At 59.8% G+C, this 16,798-nt stretch carries 14 protein-coding genes and 1 tRNA gene; 8 read left to right on the forward strand and 7 right to left on the reverse strand.

Annotation, left to right across the window (positions count from 1 at the left end; genetic code table 11):
* Nucleotides 1–57: 57 nt before the first annotated feature.
* Together J7E24_RS14070 and J7E24_RS14075 are read right to left on the reverse strand one after the other, a co-directional pair.
* Nucleotides 58–933 (reverse strand): dihydroorotate dehydrogenase, encoded by an 876-nt coding sequence (locus J7E24_RS14070; protein WP_215138789.1) that lies wholly within the window; start codon nt 931–933, stop codon nt 58–60.
* A 97-nt stretch (nt 934–1,030) separates the two neighbouring features.
* Complete coding sequence (locus J7E24_RS14075) at nt 1,031–1,228, reverse strand: hypothetical protein (protein WP_215138790.1); 198 nt, start codon at nt 1,226–1,228, stop codon at nt 1,031–1,033.
* Between the two features lie 849 nt (nt 1,229–2,077).
* Here J7E24_RS14075 and J7E24_RS14080 point away from each other — a divergent pair.
* The gene (locus J7E24_RS14080; protein ID WP_215138791.1) at nt 2,078–2,620 is read left to right on the forward strand and encodes a DUF4468 domain-containing protein; all 543 of its coding nucleotides are present in this window, start codon (nt 2,078–2,080) and stop codon (nt 2,618–2,620) included.
* A gap of 81 nt (nt 2,621–2,701) precedes the next feature.
* Here the strand turns inward: J7E24_RS14080 and J7E24_RS14085 are convergent, their stop codons facing one another.
* Both J7E24_RS14085 and J7E24_RS14090 read right to left on the reverse strand, forming a co-directional pair.
* Nucleotides 2,702–3,589, reverse strand: coding sequence for a DNA/RNA non-specific endonuclease (locus J7E24_RS14085; protein WP_215138792.1), 888 nt, complete (start codon nt 3,587–3,589; stop codon nt 2,702–2,704).
* A 246-nt stretch (nt 3,590–3,835) separates the two neighbouring features.
* The gene (locus J7E24_RS14090; RefSeq protein ID WP_215138793.1) at nt 3,836–5,503 is read right to left on the reverse strand and encodes a T9SS type A sorting domain-containing protein; all 1,668 of its coding nucleotides are present in this window, start codon (nt 5,501–5,503) and stop codon (nt 3,836–3,838) included.
* Between the two features lie 864 nt (nt 5,504–6,367).
* Between J7E24_RS14090 and J7E24_RS14095 the strand changes: the two genes are divergently transcribed.
* The 3 genes from J7E24_RS14095 (at nt 6,368) to J7E24_RS17800 (ending at nt 10,638) form a co-directional block, all read left to right on the forward strand.
* Complete coding sequence (locus J7E24_RS14095; protein WP_317195661.1) at nt 6,368–7,780, forward strand: sigma-54 dependent transcriptional regulator; 1,413 nt, start codon at nt 6,368–6,370, stop codon at nt 7,778–7,780.
* A 71-nt stretch (nt 7,781–7,851) separates the two neighbouring features.
* Nucleotides 7,852–10,335, forward strand: a complete 2,484-nt coding sequence (locus J7E24_RS14100; protein WP_215138794.1) for a PAS domain-containing hybrid sensor histidine kinase/response regulator — start codon at nt 7,852–7,854, stop codon at nt 10,333–10,335.
* Nucleotides 10,336–10,515: 180 nt separating this feature from the next.
* Nucleotides 10,516–10,638, forward strand: coding sequence for a hypothetical protein (locus J7E24_RS17800; RefSeq protein ID WP_262898877.1), 123 nt, complete (start codon nt 10,516–10,518; stop codon nt 10,636–10,638).
* A gap of 88 nt (nt 10,639–10,726) precedes the next feature.
* Here the strand turns inward: J7E24_RS17800 and J7E24_RS14105 are convergent, their stop codons facing one another.
* A complete protein-coding gene (locus J7E24_RS14105) occupies nt 10,727–11,092 on the reverse strand; it encodes a T9SS type A sorting domain-containing protein (RefSeq protein ID WP_215138795.1) in 366 nt (121 codons plus the stop codon).
* A gap of 179 nt (nt 11,093–11,271) precedes the next feature.
* Here J7E24_RS14105 and J7E24_RS14110 point away from each other — a divergent pair, with 179 nt between their 5' ends.
* The 3 genes from J7E24_RS14110 (at nt 11,272) to J7E24_RS14120 (ending at nt 14,466) form a co-directional block, all read left to right on the forward strand.
* On the forward strand, nt 11,272–12,387 hold the full coding sequence (locus J7E24_RS14110; RefSeq protein WP_215138796.1) for an NAD(P)/FAD-dependent oxidoreductase: 1,116 nt from the start codon (nt 11,272–11,274) through the stop codon (nt 12,385–12,387).
* A gap of 100 nt (nt 12,388–12,487) precedes the next feature.
* Complete coding sequence (locus tag J7E24_RS14115) at nt 12,488–13,660, forward strand: type III polyketide synthase (protein ID WP_215138797.1); 1,173 nt, start codon at nt 12,488–12,490, stop codon at nt 13,658–13,660.
* Between the two features lie 98 nt (nt 13,661–13,758).
* Nucleotides 13,759–14,466 (forward strand): methyltransferase domain-containing protein, encoded by a 708-nt coding sequence (locus J7E24_RS14120; protein ID WP_215138798.1) that lies wholly within the window; start codon nt 13,759–13,761, stop codon nt 14,464–14,466.
* A 154-nt stretch (nt 14,467–14,620) separates the two neighbouring features.
* On the opposite strand, the gene J7E24_RS14125 is transcribed toward J7E24_RS14120, so the two are convergent.
* Nucleotides 14,621–15,532, reverse strand: coding sequence for a histone deacetylase (locus J7E24_RS14125; protein ID WP_215138799.1), 912 nt, complete (start codon nt 15,530–15,532; stop codon nt 14,621–14,623).
* Between the two features lie 203 nt (nt 15,533–15,735).
* Nucleotides 15,736–15,810: transfer RNA gene (locus J7E24_RS14130), tRNA-Val, on the reverse strand.
* A 214-nt stretch (nt 15,811–16,024) separates the two neighbouring features.
* Here J7E24_RS14130 and J7E24_RS14135 point away from each other — a divergent pair.
* Nucleotides 16,025–16,738, forward strand: coding sequence for a porin family protein (locus tag J7E24_RS14135; RefSeq protein ID WP_215138800.1), 714 nt, complete (start codon nt 16,025–16,027; stop codon nt 16,736–16,738).
* Nucleotides 16,739–16,798: the final 60 nt, after the last annotated feature.

Genomic DNA, 16,798 nt, shown 5'->3' on the forward strand with positions numbered 1-16,798 from the left:
GCATGTGGAAAATGTGCGGTTCTGGTTGAATGTGAGGCTTCTTTTAATTGACAGGACTCAGTTTACTGCATCCCGGCACATTCTCACATTCTCCACATTACGCATATTAAAACTGCACTCCGCCGCCAACCTCGCCGAGAGGCCGGGTTCCAGCCACTCGCCGCTGCCGATTTGTACGGCTGCCGCCCCGCAGCGCAGGTAGTCGGTTACATGGCCGGCCGTGAAAATGCCGCCGGTACCGAACACGGGCAGCGTCAGCCGCTCGTCGTGGGCCAGCTCCCACACGCAGCGCAGGGCCACTGGCCGCAGCGCCTCGCCCGAAATACCACCGGCTATGGGGGCGGCACTAGCATCATCGGGCAGGTGCAGGGCTTTGAGCAGGTTGGTGGCGGCCACGGCATCGGCCCCGCCCTGCTGAGCGCCGAGGGCCAGCCCGCGGATATGCTCGGGCCAGGGTGGCAGCTTTACTATTACGGCGGCGCTGGGGCCCAGTTCGTCGCGCACGGCTTGGGTGGCCTCGCGCACAAAACCGGCCGTCAGCGCCTCGCCGCCCGCGGTGTCGGGCTGGGTCAGGTACACCTCCACGCCCGCAATCAGGCTGCCGACTTCGCGGGCCAGAAACCGGGCAATTTTGCGGAATCCCGGCACGCCGGGGGCCGTGATGCTCACCAGTACCGGCACGCCGAAGCGGCGCAGACCGGGCAGGAATTCCTGCACCAGAATCTCGGCGCTTTCGGTGCGCATGTTGCTGGCATTGAGCAGCGTTTGGTCGGCTACCTGCCAGATGCCTTCCTCGTAATGGCCGGGCTGCGGCTCCATCGTCACGGTGCGGGTGAAGATGGCGCCCAGCCGTTCGTACCCTTGGCCCGCCAGCTGCCACGGAGCAGCTGCCAGGCACACGGGGTTCTGTAAAGTGAGCGTTCCGAGTTGCATAGCTGTAAGTTAGTTATCGGTTAGAAAAACGTCATGCTGAGCGCTGACACAAAGCAAAACGCCCGGCCAATGACCGGGCGCTTGCTGGAAAGGAAGGCTAGATGACGTTTTCGCGGTTGATGAGGAAGGGTACGCAGTCGCGGATGTCGGTCTGACCGAGGATGAACCGGGCCACCCGAGCCATGCCCACGCCGGTACAGGAGTCACGTTTGGAGCCCGTGCCTGGGTTCCATTCCTGAGTGGCAGCAGGAGCGGCAGCTACCATCTGCTGGGCCAGGGTAGTGTTGTCGTTCATGTGGGGTGGGTGCCAGTATGGGTGAAAAAAGGAAGAAAAATCGGGGTCAGGCGCTTTGCCGGCTGTTACCAGCCGAGTGGGCCGGGCATAAAAAAACCGCTTCAAAAACCGAAGCGGTGAAAGGCGAAAAAGCCAGAAAACAAACGAATCAACAGCAGAAAAACCGGAGGAAATGGCCTTCCGGTCATCTCGCAGGACGGCGTTTCGCTCGGTCCCGCGCTTCATCAGGGAATGTTGATTTAGCTGAAGCACGATGCAAAAGTACCAATTTGTTTTACACTCGCAAGTTTTTTTTAATATCACCCTTATGTTATCAAATTGTTGCGAAGTTTGATCTGCCGCTTAGTAAACCTGTAAGTCAATGACACCTATCTATTTGTTAATCAAACCAATCAAAGCCTAAATTTTATTTCTCCTAATAGCCTATAGCATCGTACCTTTGCCCTCTATTTTGGTGTTAGAAACAGTATATCAAAAACCAGTGCATCGGCATAGTACAATTTTGAAAATTTACAACTGACGTTCCCGTACTATATAAGAGTAAAAAAGCTTCTTGCTCCTTCAGTTATATCCTGCTATTATTCCAATTCGGGCTGGTGTATTACCACTGCGTCTGCACCCCGCAAGTCAGATAGAAAACTCGGATAGCCTAGTGGGTAAAAATCAAGTTGGTTACACTACTATTTCGGCCAGTCGGCAACCATCCGAACATATTAACATAATTATAACAGGCCCATTTCTTGGTAAAACCGGGTAGTCGTCTAACTTTGTCAGAGACGCATTTTTGAGCCCTTTGTTCTTTCTTTTCTACTTGCAGCTATGAAAAAAGTACTACTTCCACTTTTAGTGGTGAGCTCTCTCGCGTTGTCCTATACGGTACGTGCGCAGGCCCCCGTTCCGGTAAGCTACACCGAGCAGGTGGCAGCGGAAGGTGCCGGCCGTAGCGCCCTTTACACCCGGGCTCTCAGCTGGGCCGAAAACAAGTTCGTTTACGCGCCCACCACCGCCCTGGTAGCCGACCCCACCAAATCAACCATTCGGGTTACGGGCACCGGCACATTGAAGCCAGTAGACGCCCGCGGCCAGGATCAGCGCCTGACCGTTCTATTCACCTTCCGTTTCCAGGCCACCGACAACGGCTACAGCTACCAGATTGGTTCGTTTGAGGTAGTACCCGACCCGGCATCGCCTTCTCAGAAAGTACCGCTGGAAGAATACCAGGCCGAGTTGCGGACCAGCCGCAGCAACGCTAAAACCTTTAACGACCGTCGGGTGGGTGCCCAGGCTACTTCGCTGGCCAGCGAAGCCGCCATGTCGTTCCGCTCCTTTATGAACAGCCAACCCACCAACGACCATGTAGGCGTGGCCGATGAACAGGTGGGGGCCCAATAGCCAGCAGCGTAGGGAGTTAAGCAAAAAGAGCAGGCTGCACTAAATGCGGCCTGCTCTTTTTGCTTAACTCCCTACGCTGCCTCAGCTGGTAGGACCGTTGTCTACCTTGGCTTCAATGGTTGTTTGTACGCTGGCTGCTACGGCCGAAAGCAGATCGTAGCCGGTGGCCTGCTCAATGGCATTCACGCTGGTGCGGTAAGTACTCCAGGTGGTGCTGAGGCTGTTATCGTTCGGGGTGTCGATGGCAATAACCCGGGTGCTACTCGTTACGCGGGCCGCATCGTTGGTGCCTACGGGCAGTACTACCACTACTTTCCAGCAACGGGCTGGTACGGTTACGCGCCCCTGGTCGAGGGTGGTTTTGTAGCCGGCCGAGCCGGTGCCGCCCTTGCCATAGCTACCGGCAATGATGTAGAGTTCGTTGCCTGCATTTACGAGCGTGCGGCAATAGTTCTCCAGGTTGGCCCAGGCCCGCTGGTTGTTGTTGGGAGCCTGGGGCATCATGTTGGTCATCAGGAAAGTCGCCGAATTATCGGCCACCGAGCCGGTGCGGTCGGCCGAAGGGGCGTTGTGGCCCCGATCGAACCCCGAACCTGTGTAGCTGCGGCTGGTAACGCGGTACCAGCCGCTGGGCAACGAGTTGTCGGAAGCGAAATTGTCCTGGCGCGGGGTGCTGCCGAGCCAGGCGCTGCTCAGGTGCCAGCTTACCCAGTTGGGCGTACCCCGGTCGCGGTGGTACGACATGCTGAACTGGGACTTGTTGAGAAGGTAGTTCCAGTAGAAGCTGGTATTGGTTTGGGCGCCGCTGGGGTTGCCCAGGGCCAGGTGGTTGTCGCGGGTAGCCGTGGCAGCATCGGCCACTTGCGAGCCACTGGTGGGGCTGGCGGGTTCCACAGTTTCTTTGGAGCAGGAAGCTGCCAAGCCAGTGAGCAGGGCCAGGCCCAGCATGCGGGAAAGGATACGCGACATGAGATGGTTGTGAAAAGGTGGAAGATGGTTGAGGAACACAAAGTTGGCGCATCATGCGAATAGCAATGTTACCGCTAGGTTATCATATAGCCCCCGCCCAACACCCCTACTATCCACTGCCAACAACGCGAAAAGCCCCGCTGGCCTGCAACCAACGGAGCTTTCCGGCTTTCATAGCCATCAAACGAATAGTACACCCTCCATAAAACTTGCGCGCCAGCCCGGCAACCCGGGCCAACCGCCAGCTTAGCGGCCCTGCGTGAGCACCAACCGCTGCCGGCCTACCAGACGGCCGGCGGCATCGTTCACAACAGCCTGATACACGCCGGCTCCCAGGTTGGGAACCGTTACTTCCGTGGCATTGCGCAGCGGCTGCCGGCTTACCAAGGCACCCTGCATAGAGTAAAGCAACAATTCGTAGCCTCCCTCGGGCAGCCCCGAAAGCCTTCCGATACGCAACTGGCTGCCCGCCGGAGCCGGATTGGGGTATAGTGCCAGTGCCCCGGCAACCGGCCGGCGCGTTACGGCTACCACCGCCGAATAGGTTTCGGTTCCATCGAGGTCGACCTGGCGGAGGCGGTAGTAAAGTAAGCCGGCCGGGAGCTGAGCCGCAGCGGCATCGGTGAGAGTGTAGGCCCGTTTGTTGTCGCTGTTGCCAGCGGCCTGCTGCCGTCCTACAGAGACAAAGCCACGGCCGGCCTGTGCCGAGCGCTCTACCTCAAAGTAGGCGCTGTTCAGTTCAGTAGCCGTTTCCCAGCTCACCTCAACAGCAAGACCGTTGGCGCGCGCTCCAAAGGCCGTCAGTTGCACGGGTAGCGGGCCGCTGGGCACTACGATGAGGGTCGGGAAACCAGTGGGCCGGTCTTCGGCAAAGGCGTAGTAGATGCGGGCATCATTCAGCACCGCCACACCAGTAGCCAGCTCAACTTCCACCCAGTCAAAGTCGCGGGTGGTCAGGAAAGTCGTTTCAAACTGCCCGCCCGCCAGCAACTCCAGATCAAGCAGACTGCTGCCCGTAGCCGTTTCGACCAGCGTACCGCCATTTGCGCCGCTGTACGTTCTGATGGTAATGTTGGAAAGCACATTAGCATCAACCAAACCGGTGCCCAAACCCAGCCGTACGCCAGCCAGGTTACCTGCTTTACCGGGTGCATCGAGGCGCAGCTTCAGGCGGGGGGCGGTAAGCACTTGCAATAGGCTACCTACGGTGGCAAAGTTGCCCGTCAGGCTGTTGTCGGCCGCTAACTCCGGATTGCTGATGAGGTTTGCAGGGTCGCGCTCCTGAAAGTTGTTATCCGGATTTTTGAACAACGAAAGCCGGGGCTCCTGGTCGCGGAAGGTGCTGGGTGTTACACCGAAACCGTAGTATACCCGCAGATTATTGAGCAGGTCTACCACGCTGGTGCGCTGCAGCTCTACCCGGTCGAAGGGCTTGGTAGAGGTAAAACGTACCACCGACTGGCCATCGGGCAGCACCTCCAGTTGCAGAAGGCCCTGGCCGCTGGCCTGCTCCTGCTTTACACCGCCCTGGTACGTGGTAATGCGCAGGTTATCGAGCACGCTTGCGTTGAGCACAGTGCCCGAGCCCAGCACGAAACCCGCCACATAGCCGGCTGGGGCCGGAGCTTCGAGCTGGGTTTGCAGCGTATTGGGGCAGCTTACACCAACCAAAGCATTGAACGTTGCAAAATTGGTCAGGTCGTTATCAACGGTATTTTCCGGGTTGCTTACTCCGCTGTTCACGCATACGCTAAGGCCGTTGTCGTCCTTTACCTCGGTGCTATAGTTGGCCGTCGAAGGGCTGTCGAAGCGCGTGACCAACCCATCCGTTTTGTCGATTACGTTGGCATCAATGGCGTAGGCGTACAGCACATCGAGGCTATAGCCCAACGAGAGGAGTGCTCCAGCTTCCAACTCTATTTTGTCGAATGGCTCAGAGGCGATGAATTCAAAACGTACTCCCTCATTCTCTTTAAGCAATACGGCTTGCACTAATGTAGAGCCTACTGCTACTGACTCCTTTTCCTCTGATCCTAAAAAGGTACGCAGTCGAAACCCACTCGCTAAGTTGATATTTACCAAGCTCAGTAGTCCGCCATTGCGGCGTACTACTACACCAGCTCTATAGTTTTTGGGGACTTCCTTCGCCATATTCATACGAAGCTTTACATTGGTGCCAGCTAATACACCAAACAATCTTAGAGCAACCGGCACATTGATGGTAGCAGCAGTCTGAAAATCATTGTCAGCTGCGTTGTTAGGGCTGGTCACACTTCCAAAACACAGATTACCTAAGCACTGTCGTGCGACACTAGCACCGTTTGCCGAGTAGATAGGCGCACTGGCCGCCGAAACAGTTTGAACGGCCGCGAGCAGAAGCGCGGCCAGCAGTACCAGCAGGCGACTGCCGCGCCAGGTACCGAATGAGTAGAGAGCAGACATAAGCAGTAAGTAAAAAGTTGACAGCCATGCGTATGCAGGCTTGCTTGCTTGCTTGCTTATGCCAACTACCCGGCCAATCCTTCTTTTGCTGCCTTGTCCTTTGACTATCAATATATTAAGGCCATTGTAACTTTTACTTATTGTTCCAATACGGGAAAAACCGTCTCTAACCGGGAATTTTTGGTAAGCCGGCTATTCCCGCTTATACTCGCACTTATAATTGCTTTGCTCTCCTACTTCCCTGAAAACAACCTTCCCAAGATTGGAATACGCTCATACTGCCGCTGGTTTCCAGCACCTTGCAGCCCGAGCGTATCTCAGCCTTCCCCCCTGCGTATGAGTTCTACTTCTATTTCAATTTTTATTGTTGAAGACAACGACTGGTACGCCGAGTTGCTGGCCTACAAGCTGACGCAAAACCCCGATTACGTTGTCCGTCGCTTTGCCACTGCCCAGTCGTGCCTCGACAGCCTGAGCGAGCCGCCCGACATTATCACGCTTGATTATACCTTGCCCGATGGCCGGGGCGATGAGGTGCTACGCCGGCTGAAGGAGCGCCTGCCCGAGGTAGCCGTAATCGTTATTTCGGCCCAGGAGGATATTCGTACGGCCGTTGGCCTGCTGAAGCAGGGTGCCTACGAGTACTTGGTGAAAGATGAAGAAACGGCCGACCGGCTCTGGTTTACGGTGGGCAATATTGTGCAGCAGCTGGCCCTGCGCCGCGAAAACACCCAGCTCCGTAAGCAGATCGGCCAGAAATACGATGCGCGGCGGGCCATCCGGGGCCAAAGCCCGGCCATGCGCCAGCTGTTCACCCTCATCGATAAGGCTGCCCGCACCAACATCACGGTATCCATTGTGGGCGAAACCGGCACCGGCAAAGAGCTGGTGGCCAAGGCTATTCACTACGGTTCCGACCGGCGCGAGGCAGCCTTTGTAGCCGTAAACGTGGCCGCCATTCCGCGCGAGTTGCTGGAAAGCGAGCTGTTTGGCCACGAAAAGGGCGCCTTTACCGGAGCAGTGGCCCGCCGCGTGGGCCGGTTTGAGGAGGCGCACCGGGGCACGCTGTTTTTGGATGAGGTAGCCGAGCTGGATTTGAGCCTGCAGGCCAAGCTGCTGCGGGTGCTGCAGGAGCGCGAGGTAAGCCGGGTGGGTGGCAACGGCGCTATTCCCTTCGACGCCCGCCTGATGGTGGCCACGCACTGCGACCTAGCCCGCGAAGTGCGCGAAGGCCGGTTTCGGGAAGACCTGTACTACCGCCTGCTGGGTCTGCCCATCGAGCTGCCCCCGCTACGCGAGCGGGGCGAGGATGTGCTGCTGCTGGCCGAAGGGTTTCTGCAGGAATTTTGCCAGCAGAACAGCTTGGTGGCCTGCACACTTTCGGAGGAAGCCCGGCAGAAGCTGCTGCGCTACTCGTTTCCGGGCAACGTGCGCGAGCTGAAGGCCTTGGTAGAGCTGGCAGCCGTGCTGGCCGAAAACGGCACGATTACCGCCACCGACCTGCCGCTGCGCAGCCCCCACCCCACCCCCGATACTGCAGGCGGCGTGCTGCCGGCCGACGAGTCGTTGCGGGCCCAGACGACGGCCATTGTACAGCACTGCCTCAACCGCTACAACGGCAACATTCTGCAGGCAGCCGCGCAGCTGCAAATCGGTAAATCCACCTCTACCGCATGCTGCAGAACGGAGAGGTACAGTTACCCTAGGCAAGCCGCGCACCAACAGTTGCCTACCTTACCGTACCCGTAGTGGCCGAACCGCCCGCCCGGCGCTGGCCGATGCCGGTTGGCAGCAACTGGTTTTCATCAGCTTCATTTCCCATGGATTCTATCCGGTATCGGCAGCAGGCCCGGCAACTCCGGCAAGCCCGCCAGCAGCTGGAACGCCTGCGCCAGCAGCTGGCGGCCGCTACCGAGCGGGCCGAAGCCGCCACCCACCTCTACGACGCGCTGCCGAGTTTTATATTCGTCTTCGACCTCCCGTCCAGCAGCCTACATTACTGCAACCGTGTTGCCGAAACCCAGCTCGGCTACCCGGCGGCCGAGCTGCGGGCCATGGGTCCGCGCGTGCTGGAGGTGCTGATGCCCACCAACGAGGCCGAAGGGCTGCGCCGCCATTACAGCGAGGCTGAAACCCTGCCCGATGGCAAGCTGCTTTCCTTCGACTATACCATGCAGCACCCCACCGGCACTACCCGCTGGCTGCGGCTAACCAGCACGGCCTATGCCCGCGATGCGCAGGGCTATGTTACGCAGGTACTAAGCAACGCCGAAGACATAACCCGCTGGAAAATAGCCGATGAGCAGCGCCGCTCGGCCAACCGCCGCCTCGCCGAGCAGAACCGCCTGTTCCGGCAGGTGATTGACACGGTACCCAATCTGATTTACCTTAAAGACAGAAAGGGCAATTACGTGCTGGCCAACGAAGCCACCGCCCGCTTTTACCATCTCTCGCACCAGGAACTGCTCCGGGCCACGCTGCCCGAACTCGAAGCCCGCTTTCCGAGCATGGCCCAGTACCGCCGCCAGGACAGGCAGGTGCTGAGCTCGGAGCAGGAAATAGACGAGGAAGCGCCCCTGACGGATGGCCAAGGCAATATCCGCTGGTTTCGGACGGTCAAGCGGCCGTTTGTGCTCACCGACGGCACCGTGCAGGTGCTGGGGGTAGATAACGACATCACCGAGCTCAAACATACCCAGCAGGCACTGGAGAAAGCCAAGGAGGTCGCCGAGCAGAATGCGCAGGCCCGCCAGAACTTTCTCACCAACATGAGCCACGAAATCCGGACGCCGCTTAACGGCATTGTGGGGCTTACCGGGCTGCTGGCCAAAACGCCGCTTACCAATGAGCAGCAGCTGCTCCTCACCCACGCGCAGGAATCGGCCGATAATCTGCTGGTGCTCATCAACGACGTGCTGGATATGGCCCAGCTGGGCGCGGGCCGGATGCGGCTCGAACACGTACCCTTCGACCTGGAGCAGGTGCTGCGGGCCAGTTGCCAGGCGCTGCTGCCCGCGGCGGCGGACAAAGGCATCAGTCTGCGCCTGCAGCTGCCGCCCGCCGGTGCCGGCCCGGCCCGCGTACTCGGCGACCCCCACCGGCTTAGGCAGGTATTGCTCAACCTGCTCGGCAACGCCGTGAAGTTTACGCTGAAGGGGCAAGTACTGCTTACCTATGAGTGTTTTAACCCCACTTCTTCCGCGCCGCAGTATCGGTTTTCGGTGCTCGATACGGGCATTGGCATTGCCCCCGAGCAGTTGCGCGACCTGTTCGAGCCTTTTACCCAGGCATCTGCCAGCACGGCCCGCGAATTTGGCGGCTCGGGGCTGGGGCTGAGTATATCGCGGGGCTTGGTAGAGCTGCAGGGTGGCCAGCTGACGGCCAGCAGCGAGCTGGGCAGGGGCAGTACGTTTCGCTTTACGCTGCCTCTCGCGCCGGCCCCGGTGGCCTCACCCGTGCTGCCGGAGCCAGCCCCCAACTACCAGCGGCTGCGTGGCTACCGCATCCTGCTGGCCGAAGACAACGCCGTAAACCAGCTGCTTATGCAAACCATGCTGCGCGGCTGGGGCGTGGTAGTCGACACGGCCTCGACTGGCAATGCGGCGCTGACCCTGTTCCGGCAGCACCACTACGCAGTGGTGCTCATGGATATCCAGATGCCGGGGCTCGATGGCGTGGCCACCACACAGCTGCTACGCCAGCACCCCGACCCGGCCCGCGCGGCCACGCCCGTAGTTGCTCTCACGGCCCACGCCATGCCCGGCGACGCCGAGCACTACCGAACTGCCGGCCTCGATGGCTATCTGGCCAAGCCCTTTCGCGAGCAGGCCCTGTTTGCCCTTCTGGTCGAGTTGCTAGGCCTTACCCCGGCCGCCGATACCCATCGGTCTGTCCAGCAGGCTACCCCCGAACCAGCCGCCAGCCAACCGCTTACTCCAGCGGCCGGCCGGCCGCCGCTCTATAGCCTGGCATCCATACGCCGCCTCTCGGGCAACGATGAGGTATTTGTGCGGCGGCTGGTAACCCTATTTATCGAAACCACGCCTCCCGCTGTAACCCGGCTGGAGCAGCACTTACGGCAGCGGCAGTCCACCGAACTGGCGGCAGCGGCCCACTTCCTCAAAAGCTCCACCGATGGGCTGCAACTGATCAGCCTACGCCCCGTGTTAGTGGCCCTGCAAGCCGTGGCCACCGGCGCTACGGCGCCCGACTGGCCTGAGCTGGCGCGGCTTGTTGGGCAGGTGCGCGTTACAGTTGATGAGGTAGTACGGCTGTTGCAGGAGGAATTTCCGACTCAGGCCTAACCACCGGCAGCACCGGCCCTAGGCGCCGTTGGCCCAATGTGTAAAGGCAAGCACATAATTATACTGCAACTTAGGCAGGGGGTTTCGGGTTAGAGATGAGTGCGGCAACGCCACCAGATGGCCCTTCGGGACCAACTGGGGTAGCAAGCCGGATTATTTCTTCATTTCCTCCCCTTTTATATGACCGCCTTCCTGATTTTTCTGGGCATTGCCCTTGCTACGGCTCTGCTTGCTTTCGATACCATCGACAACCTCAAAGCCATGATTCAGCCCCAAACCGTACCCGTGCGCAACGACAGGTAAATTGTCACTGGTATAGCCAAAAAAAGGTCTCTGCTACGGCAGAGACCTTTTTTTTTATCGTTTCCTCCGAAGAGAAGCAGGCAGTATGCTAGCGAATTACGAGCTTGCGCATCTCACTGGCGTTATCGGCTTCCAGCTTTACGTAGTAGAGGCCGTTGGCAAACTTGCTCAGGTCGAGGGTGCGACTGTACCGGTCGCGTAGCTCCGTGAGCGACTCACGGTACATAACCGTACCGATGACGTTGAGTACGCGCAACTCCAGCTTACGGCCCTCGAAACCGTTGATGTTGATGTGCACAATACCGGTGCTGGGGTTGGGATACACCGTCAGGGACTTTTCCTGGGCGGTAGTGGGTGTTTTGCCAGGCGGCTGAGCCTGCGCCGGTGCCTGAAAGCCCGGTACGGCTATATTAGTTAACAAAGCCAGCAAAAGAATACGTAGGAGTGTAAGCATATAGTACCTTAATGAGGTGAACCCGAAACAGTTTCGGGTCGACTATTACTAAACGACCAGGGGGAAATTTAGGTTAACAAAAATACTCGCTCATTTTGGTAAAGCCATAAAATAGTACGCATCGTCGATGAATAGATTTACTATCCGTTTTCTCTCACGCCTTTAGCTGCCGAAATAAGTTGGACGTTATCATTATTGGCGGAGGATTGGGTGGCCTGTGTGCGGCCCTCGACCTGGGGCAGCGCGGCCACGCCGTTACGCTGGTCGAGCGGCGGCAGTACCCCTTCCATCGGGTGTGTGGCGAGTATGTATCGAACGAGGTGCTGCCCTACCTGCGCCGGCTCGGAGCCGACCCGGCCACGCTGGCCCCGGCCCGCATTAGCCGGTTTCAGGTTAGCTCGCCGGCCGGCGAACTGCTGAATGCCCCGCTCGATTTGGGCGGCTTTGGCATCAGCCGCTACGTGCTCGACGAGTTTTTGTACCACCAAGTGCTGGCCGCGGGCGTTACGGTGCTGCACGCCACCGTAGCCGATGTGGCCTTCGACCCGGCCACCGATACCCACGCCGTACTGCTCTCCGACGGCCGCAGTCTGCTGGCCCGCGTGGTTATCGGTACCTACGGTAAGCGTAGTGCCCTCGACCGGCAGCTGCAGCGGCCTTTCTTCACGCAACGCTCGCCTTACCTAGGTGTGAAGTACCATCTGCGCTACCCCGATATGCCGCGCGACCTGATTGCGCTCCACAACTTTGCCGACGGCTACGCGGGCATTTCGGCCATCGAGGACGACAAATTTTGCTTCTGCTACCTCACCACCCGCCGCAATGTGAAGGCCCACGGCACCATTGCGCAACTAGAGGCCAACGTGCTGGCCCGCAACCCCCATCTGCGCCATATTCTGGAAACGGCCGAGGTACTGTACCCGCAGCCCGAGGTTATCAACGAAATATCGTTCGCCCCCAAAACCTGCCTGGAGCACCACGCCCTGCTGGCCGGCGACGCCGCCGGCCTGATTACCCCACTTTGCGGCAACGGCATGGCCATGGCCATCCATGGGGCCAGCCTAGCCGCCACCCACACGAGCCGCTTTCTGCGGGGCCACCTGAGCCGCCCGCAGCTGGAGGCCGCTTATACCACCGACTGGCAAATCCATTTTGGCCAACGGCTACAGGTGGGGCGCGCCGTGCAGCGCCTGTTTGGCCAGCCCCTGCTCAGCGAAATAGCGGTACGTGGCCTGCGCCGCTGGCCCGGGGCCGTGCGCGCCCTGATGCGCCGCACGCATGGAGCCGAGTTTTAGGCTGTTGGAGCCGCAACACTACACTCCTTCTGCCCGCTACCGAGTCCTATCACCATAAAGCTGTAACCCAAGCGGCACGATTTTTACGTAAACTGCCCCGATGAGTAGTTATTTGTGTGCCATTGGCACCGCCAATCCGCCCCACCGTATTCCGCAACCGCAGATTGCCGACTTTATGGCCGCCGCCCTGGAGCTCGACGAGCGCGACACCCGTAAGCTCCGCGCCCTGTACCGGGTTTCGGGCATAGCCCACCGCTACTCGGTGCTGCCCGACTATGCGCGGGTGAACGGAGAGTTTGAGTTTTTTCCGAATACGCCGGGCCTGGAGCCCTTTCCGGCGGTGGGCCGGCGCATGGCCGAGTACCGCCGCTTTGCGCTGCCGCTGGCCGTAGAGGCCGTGCGCGCCTGCCTGAGCCAGCTACCCGAGGTGGAAGTCGGCTCGATTACCCACCTGATTACAGTAAGCTGCACCGGCATGTACGCGCCAGGACTCGATATTGAGTTGGTGGGTGCGTTGGGCCTGCCGGGCCATGTGCAGCGCACCTGCGTGAACTTTATGGGCTGCTACGCGGCCGTAAATGGCCTGAAGCTGGCCGACGCGTTCTGCCGGGCCACCCCTAAGGCACGGGTTCTGGTGGTATGCGTGGAGCTGTGCACGCTGCATTTCCAGAAAAGCCCCGAAGACGACCACCTGGTATCGAACGCCCTGTTCGGCGACGGGGCAGCGGCCGTGCTCGTGCAGAGCGAACCGGCCGCGCACCAGCCCAGCTTGGCTCTCACGGCCTTCCACTGCGACCTGGAGCCCAACGGCCACGCCGATATGGCCTGGCACATCAACGATTTTGGCTTCGAGATGACGCTTTCCTCGTATGTGCCGCGCATGATTCAGGACGGTATCGGGCAGCTTACCCAGCGCCTGCTGGCCGATTTACCGGTTGAGCTGGCCGACATCCGGGCGTTTGCCATTCATCCGGGTGGCCGCAAAATCCTTGAATCCATCGAGCAGGCGCTGGGCCTGAGCGCCCACGACAACCGCTACGCCTACGCCGTGCTGCGCGAGTACGGCAACATGTCGTCGGCAACGGTGCTGTTTGTGCTGGCCCGGCTGATGAGCGAGCTGACGGCCGCCGACAACGGAGCACCCGTGCTTAGCTTCGCCTTCGGCCCCGGTCTCACCCTGGAAGCCATGCTCCTGACGGTAGCCTCGGAGAATGTGGAGGGTGATGTGGAACGTGCGGTTGAGCAGACCGAAACCGTATTTCTGGCTTCGTAAGCGCTACGCATACCATTTCCCACCCGGAATCCGCTTTTTAGCTAACTGATTCATACAAAAAGCTATCAGCTAAAAGCTGCTAGCTAACAGCTAACTATATGGCTGATTTGCGTGTCCGCTCGGACCAGGAGGAGTTGATGGACGACCTGACGCTGGCCTCTGAGGAGCTGCGGCAGAACCTCGACGAGCTGGAAACAGTGAATACCTGGCTTGGTGGCTACGCTCCGGTGCTCGATGCCCTGGCACGCCTGCGCCCCCGCTTCCCGGCCGGCCGGCCCCTGCGCATCGCCGATTTGGGCAGCGGCGGCGGCGACACGCTCCGCCAGCTGGCCCGCTGGGCCCGCCGCCGCCGGGTACCCGTCGAGCTGGTGGGGGTCGATGCCAACAGCTTCATGCTCGACTACGCCGCCGCCAAGGCCCAGAATTACCCCGAAATCAGCTTCCAGCAGGCCGACATATTTGCACCCGACTTTGCCCAACAGTCGTTCGACATTCTGACGGCCAGCCTGTTCTGCCACCACTTCTCCGATACGCAGCTAGTGCAGATGCTGGCCCAGTGTCACCGGCAGGCCGGGCTGGCCGTCATCATCAACGACCTGCACCGCCATCCGCTGGCCTACCACAGCATACGCTGGCTCACGCGGCTGCTGGGCGGCTCGCGCCTCGTGCAGCATGATGCGCCGCTGTCGGTGGCCCGCGCTTTCACCCGCTCCGAGCTGGAAGGCTTACTAGCCGCCGCCGGCATCCGGAACTACACCCTGCGCTGGCGCTGGGCCTTTCGGTGGCAGTTAGTTATCAGTGCGTAGTCGTTTGTGCCTAGTGCTTGGCTGCTCAGAACGTCATGCTGAGCTTGCCGAAGCATCTCTACCGCAGTGGCATATGATTACTGCTCCGGTAGGGATGCTTCGGCAAGCTCAGCATGACGTTATTTTGACGTTCACAAACGACTACGCACTAAAATCAGCCCCACAAATCGGCAGCTACCCGGAACGTGTTGGCGTGGGCTTCAATGATGTCGATGATGTTGGGTGAATAGCCGCCGCCCATGCACACAACCACCGGCAGGCTGTGCTGGTGGCAGAGGCCGAGCACATAAGCATCGCGCTGGCGGCAGCCTTCGCGGCTCAGGCTCAGGTGGCCCAGCTTGTCGGTGGCCAGCACATCGACGCCGGCCAGGTAAAACACGAAATCGGGCTGGTGCTCGGCCAGCAGGCGGGGCAATGTATTGCGCAGCAGCGCCAGGTAGGCCGTGTCGTCGGTGCCGTCGGGCAGAGGCAGGTCGAGGTCTGATTGCTCCTTGCGGTGGGGGTAATTGCGGGCCCCGTGCACGCTGAGCGTGAATACGCGCGGCTCGTGGGCGAAAATAGCGGCCGTGCCGTTGCCCTGGTGTACATCGAGGTCGATGATGAGCACCCGGCGTACGCCCCAGGCGGGGTGCGCCAGCAGGTAGGCGGCAGCGGCGGCCTGGTCGTTGAGCAGGCAGAACCCTTCGCCCCGGTCGCGAAAGGCGTGGTGAGTGCCGCCGGCAATATTGAGGGCCACCCCACCGCTGGCTAATGCCCGGCGGGCACACTCCAGCGTACCGCCCAGAATGGTGGTTTCGCGGGTAATCAGTTCGGGGCTCCACGGAAAGCCGGTGGCCCGCTCCTCCTGCCGGGTCAGTTCGCCAGCCTGCAGGCGGCGGAAATAGTCCGCTTCATGCACGCGCAAAATATCGGCTTCGGGTGGCGGCTGGGGCGCGAAAAAGGCCGATTCGGGCACCGTGCCTTCGCGTAGCAGCTGCTCGGGCAACAGCTCGTATTTGAGCATGGGAAAGCGGTGGCTGGCCGGCAGCGGATGGGCATACACGGGGTGCCAGGCAATGGAAAGCATGCGCGAAGCTGGAAAAGAGAAACACTGTGGAAAGGGGGCGCTCATGTCGGCCAATGGCACAGCAACTACGGGCACTGTAGGTTAACCGGCGGCGGGGCGCTTCGGCGGCACCCGGTCGGCTGCGGTGGCTATTTCCGCTCTTGGCTCAACACAAAAATAACCGCCGGGCAAGGGCGGTTATTTCCGGGTTTACCGGGCTTTTGTGGGGCGTATCGGGCTCGAACCGATGACCCCTACCTTGTCGAGGTAGTGCTCTGAACCAACTGAGCTAACACCCCTGAATAATTACCGGCAGCACCTACTGGCGGCAGCTGCTGAGGCCAAAGATAGCCCACCCCCCCGGTAAACCCAGTTGTCCGGTGTATAAAATTAGGGTTTGCCTCCCTGCCACAGTGTAACCTTCGTAGCATGAGGCAGTATAGGGCTACTAAAGCGGCCGGCCCTGTAGTGGCGCTGCTCGTTCCACACTTACTACTCTCGACTCTCTCTGCCATGAAAAATCTTACCCTTCCGCTAACCCTGGCCACGGGCCTGCTACTTAGCGTGCCGGCCCTGGCCCAAACTACCGGCCCCGACGGTGTCCGTTCTTCAACCGACTACCCAGCGGCTTCCGGCGGCTCCGATTCGCGCAATACCGGCTTCGGTATTAAAGGTGGTTTCACGGCCGCCCATTTCCGCGGCGACGACAAGAAGAACTACTCCGACGAAGGAAGTTATAATACCTTCCACGCTGGCGTATATGCCCAGTATGGCTTCAGCAACAAGTTCTCTATTCAGCCCGAGCTGCTCTACAGCCGCCAGGGTTTTGCCGGCAATAATGGCCTCAAGTCCAATGTAAACGGAGCCTATGACACCCGCCTCGATTACATTCAGGTGCCGGTGCTGCTGGTGTTCAACATTTTCGATAACGTGAGCATCCATGCCGGCCCGCAGGTTTCGCTGCTGACTAAAGTGCGTGAAAACGGCGTAGAACGCAAGCTGGCCAATGAAGACGGCAAACTCGACTACGCTTACAAAAGCCTCGACTACGGCCTAGCCACTGGCATAGAGGCCCGCGTGGGCCCGGCCCGCGTAGGAGGCCGCTACGTAGCCGGCTTCAACGACATCATTGAAGACCAGGACTTCGCCAAAACCGGCAACCGCGCCCTCACCAACATCAAAAACGGGGCGTTCCAGGTATACGTCGGTATTGGCTTCAACCGCTAGCCGGCCCTAGGAGCTGTTCTCAATTAAGGTAAAGCGTCATAACTCGCAGACAGATAAAGG

This window comes from Hymenobacter sp. ISL-91, from assembly GCF_018613725.1.
Classification (GTDB): Bacteria; Bacteroidota; Bacteroidia; order Cytophagales; family Hymenobacteraceae; genus Hymenobacter.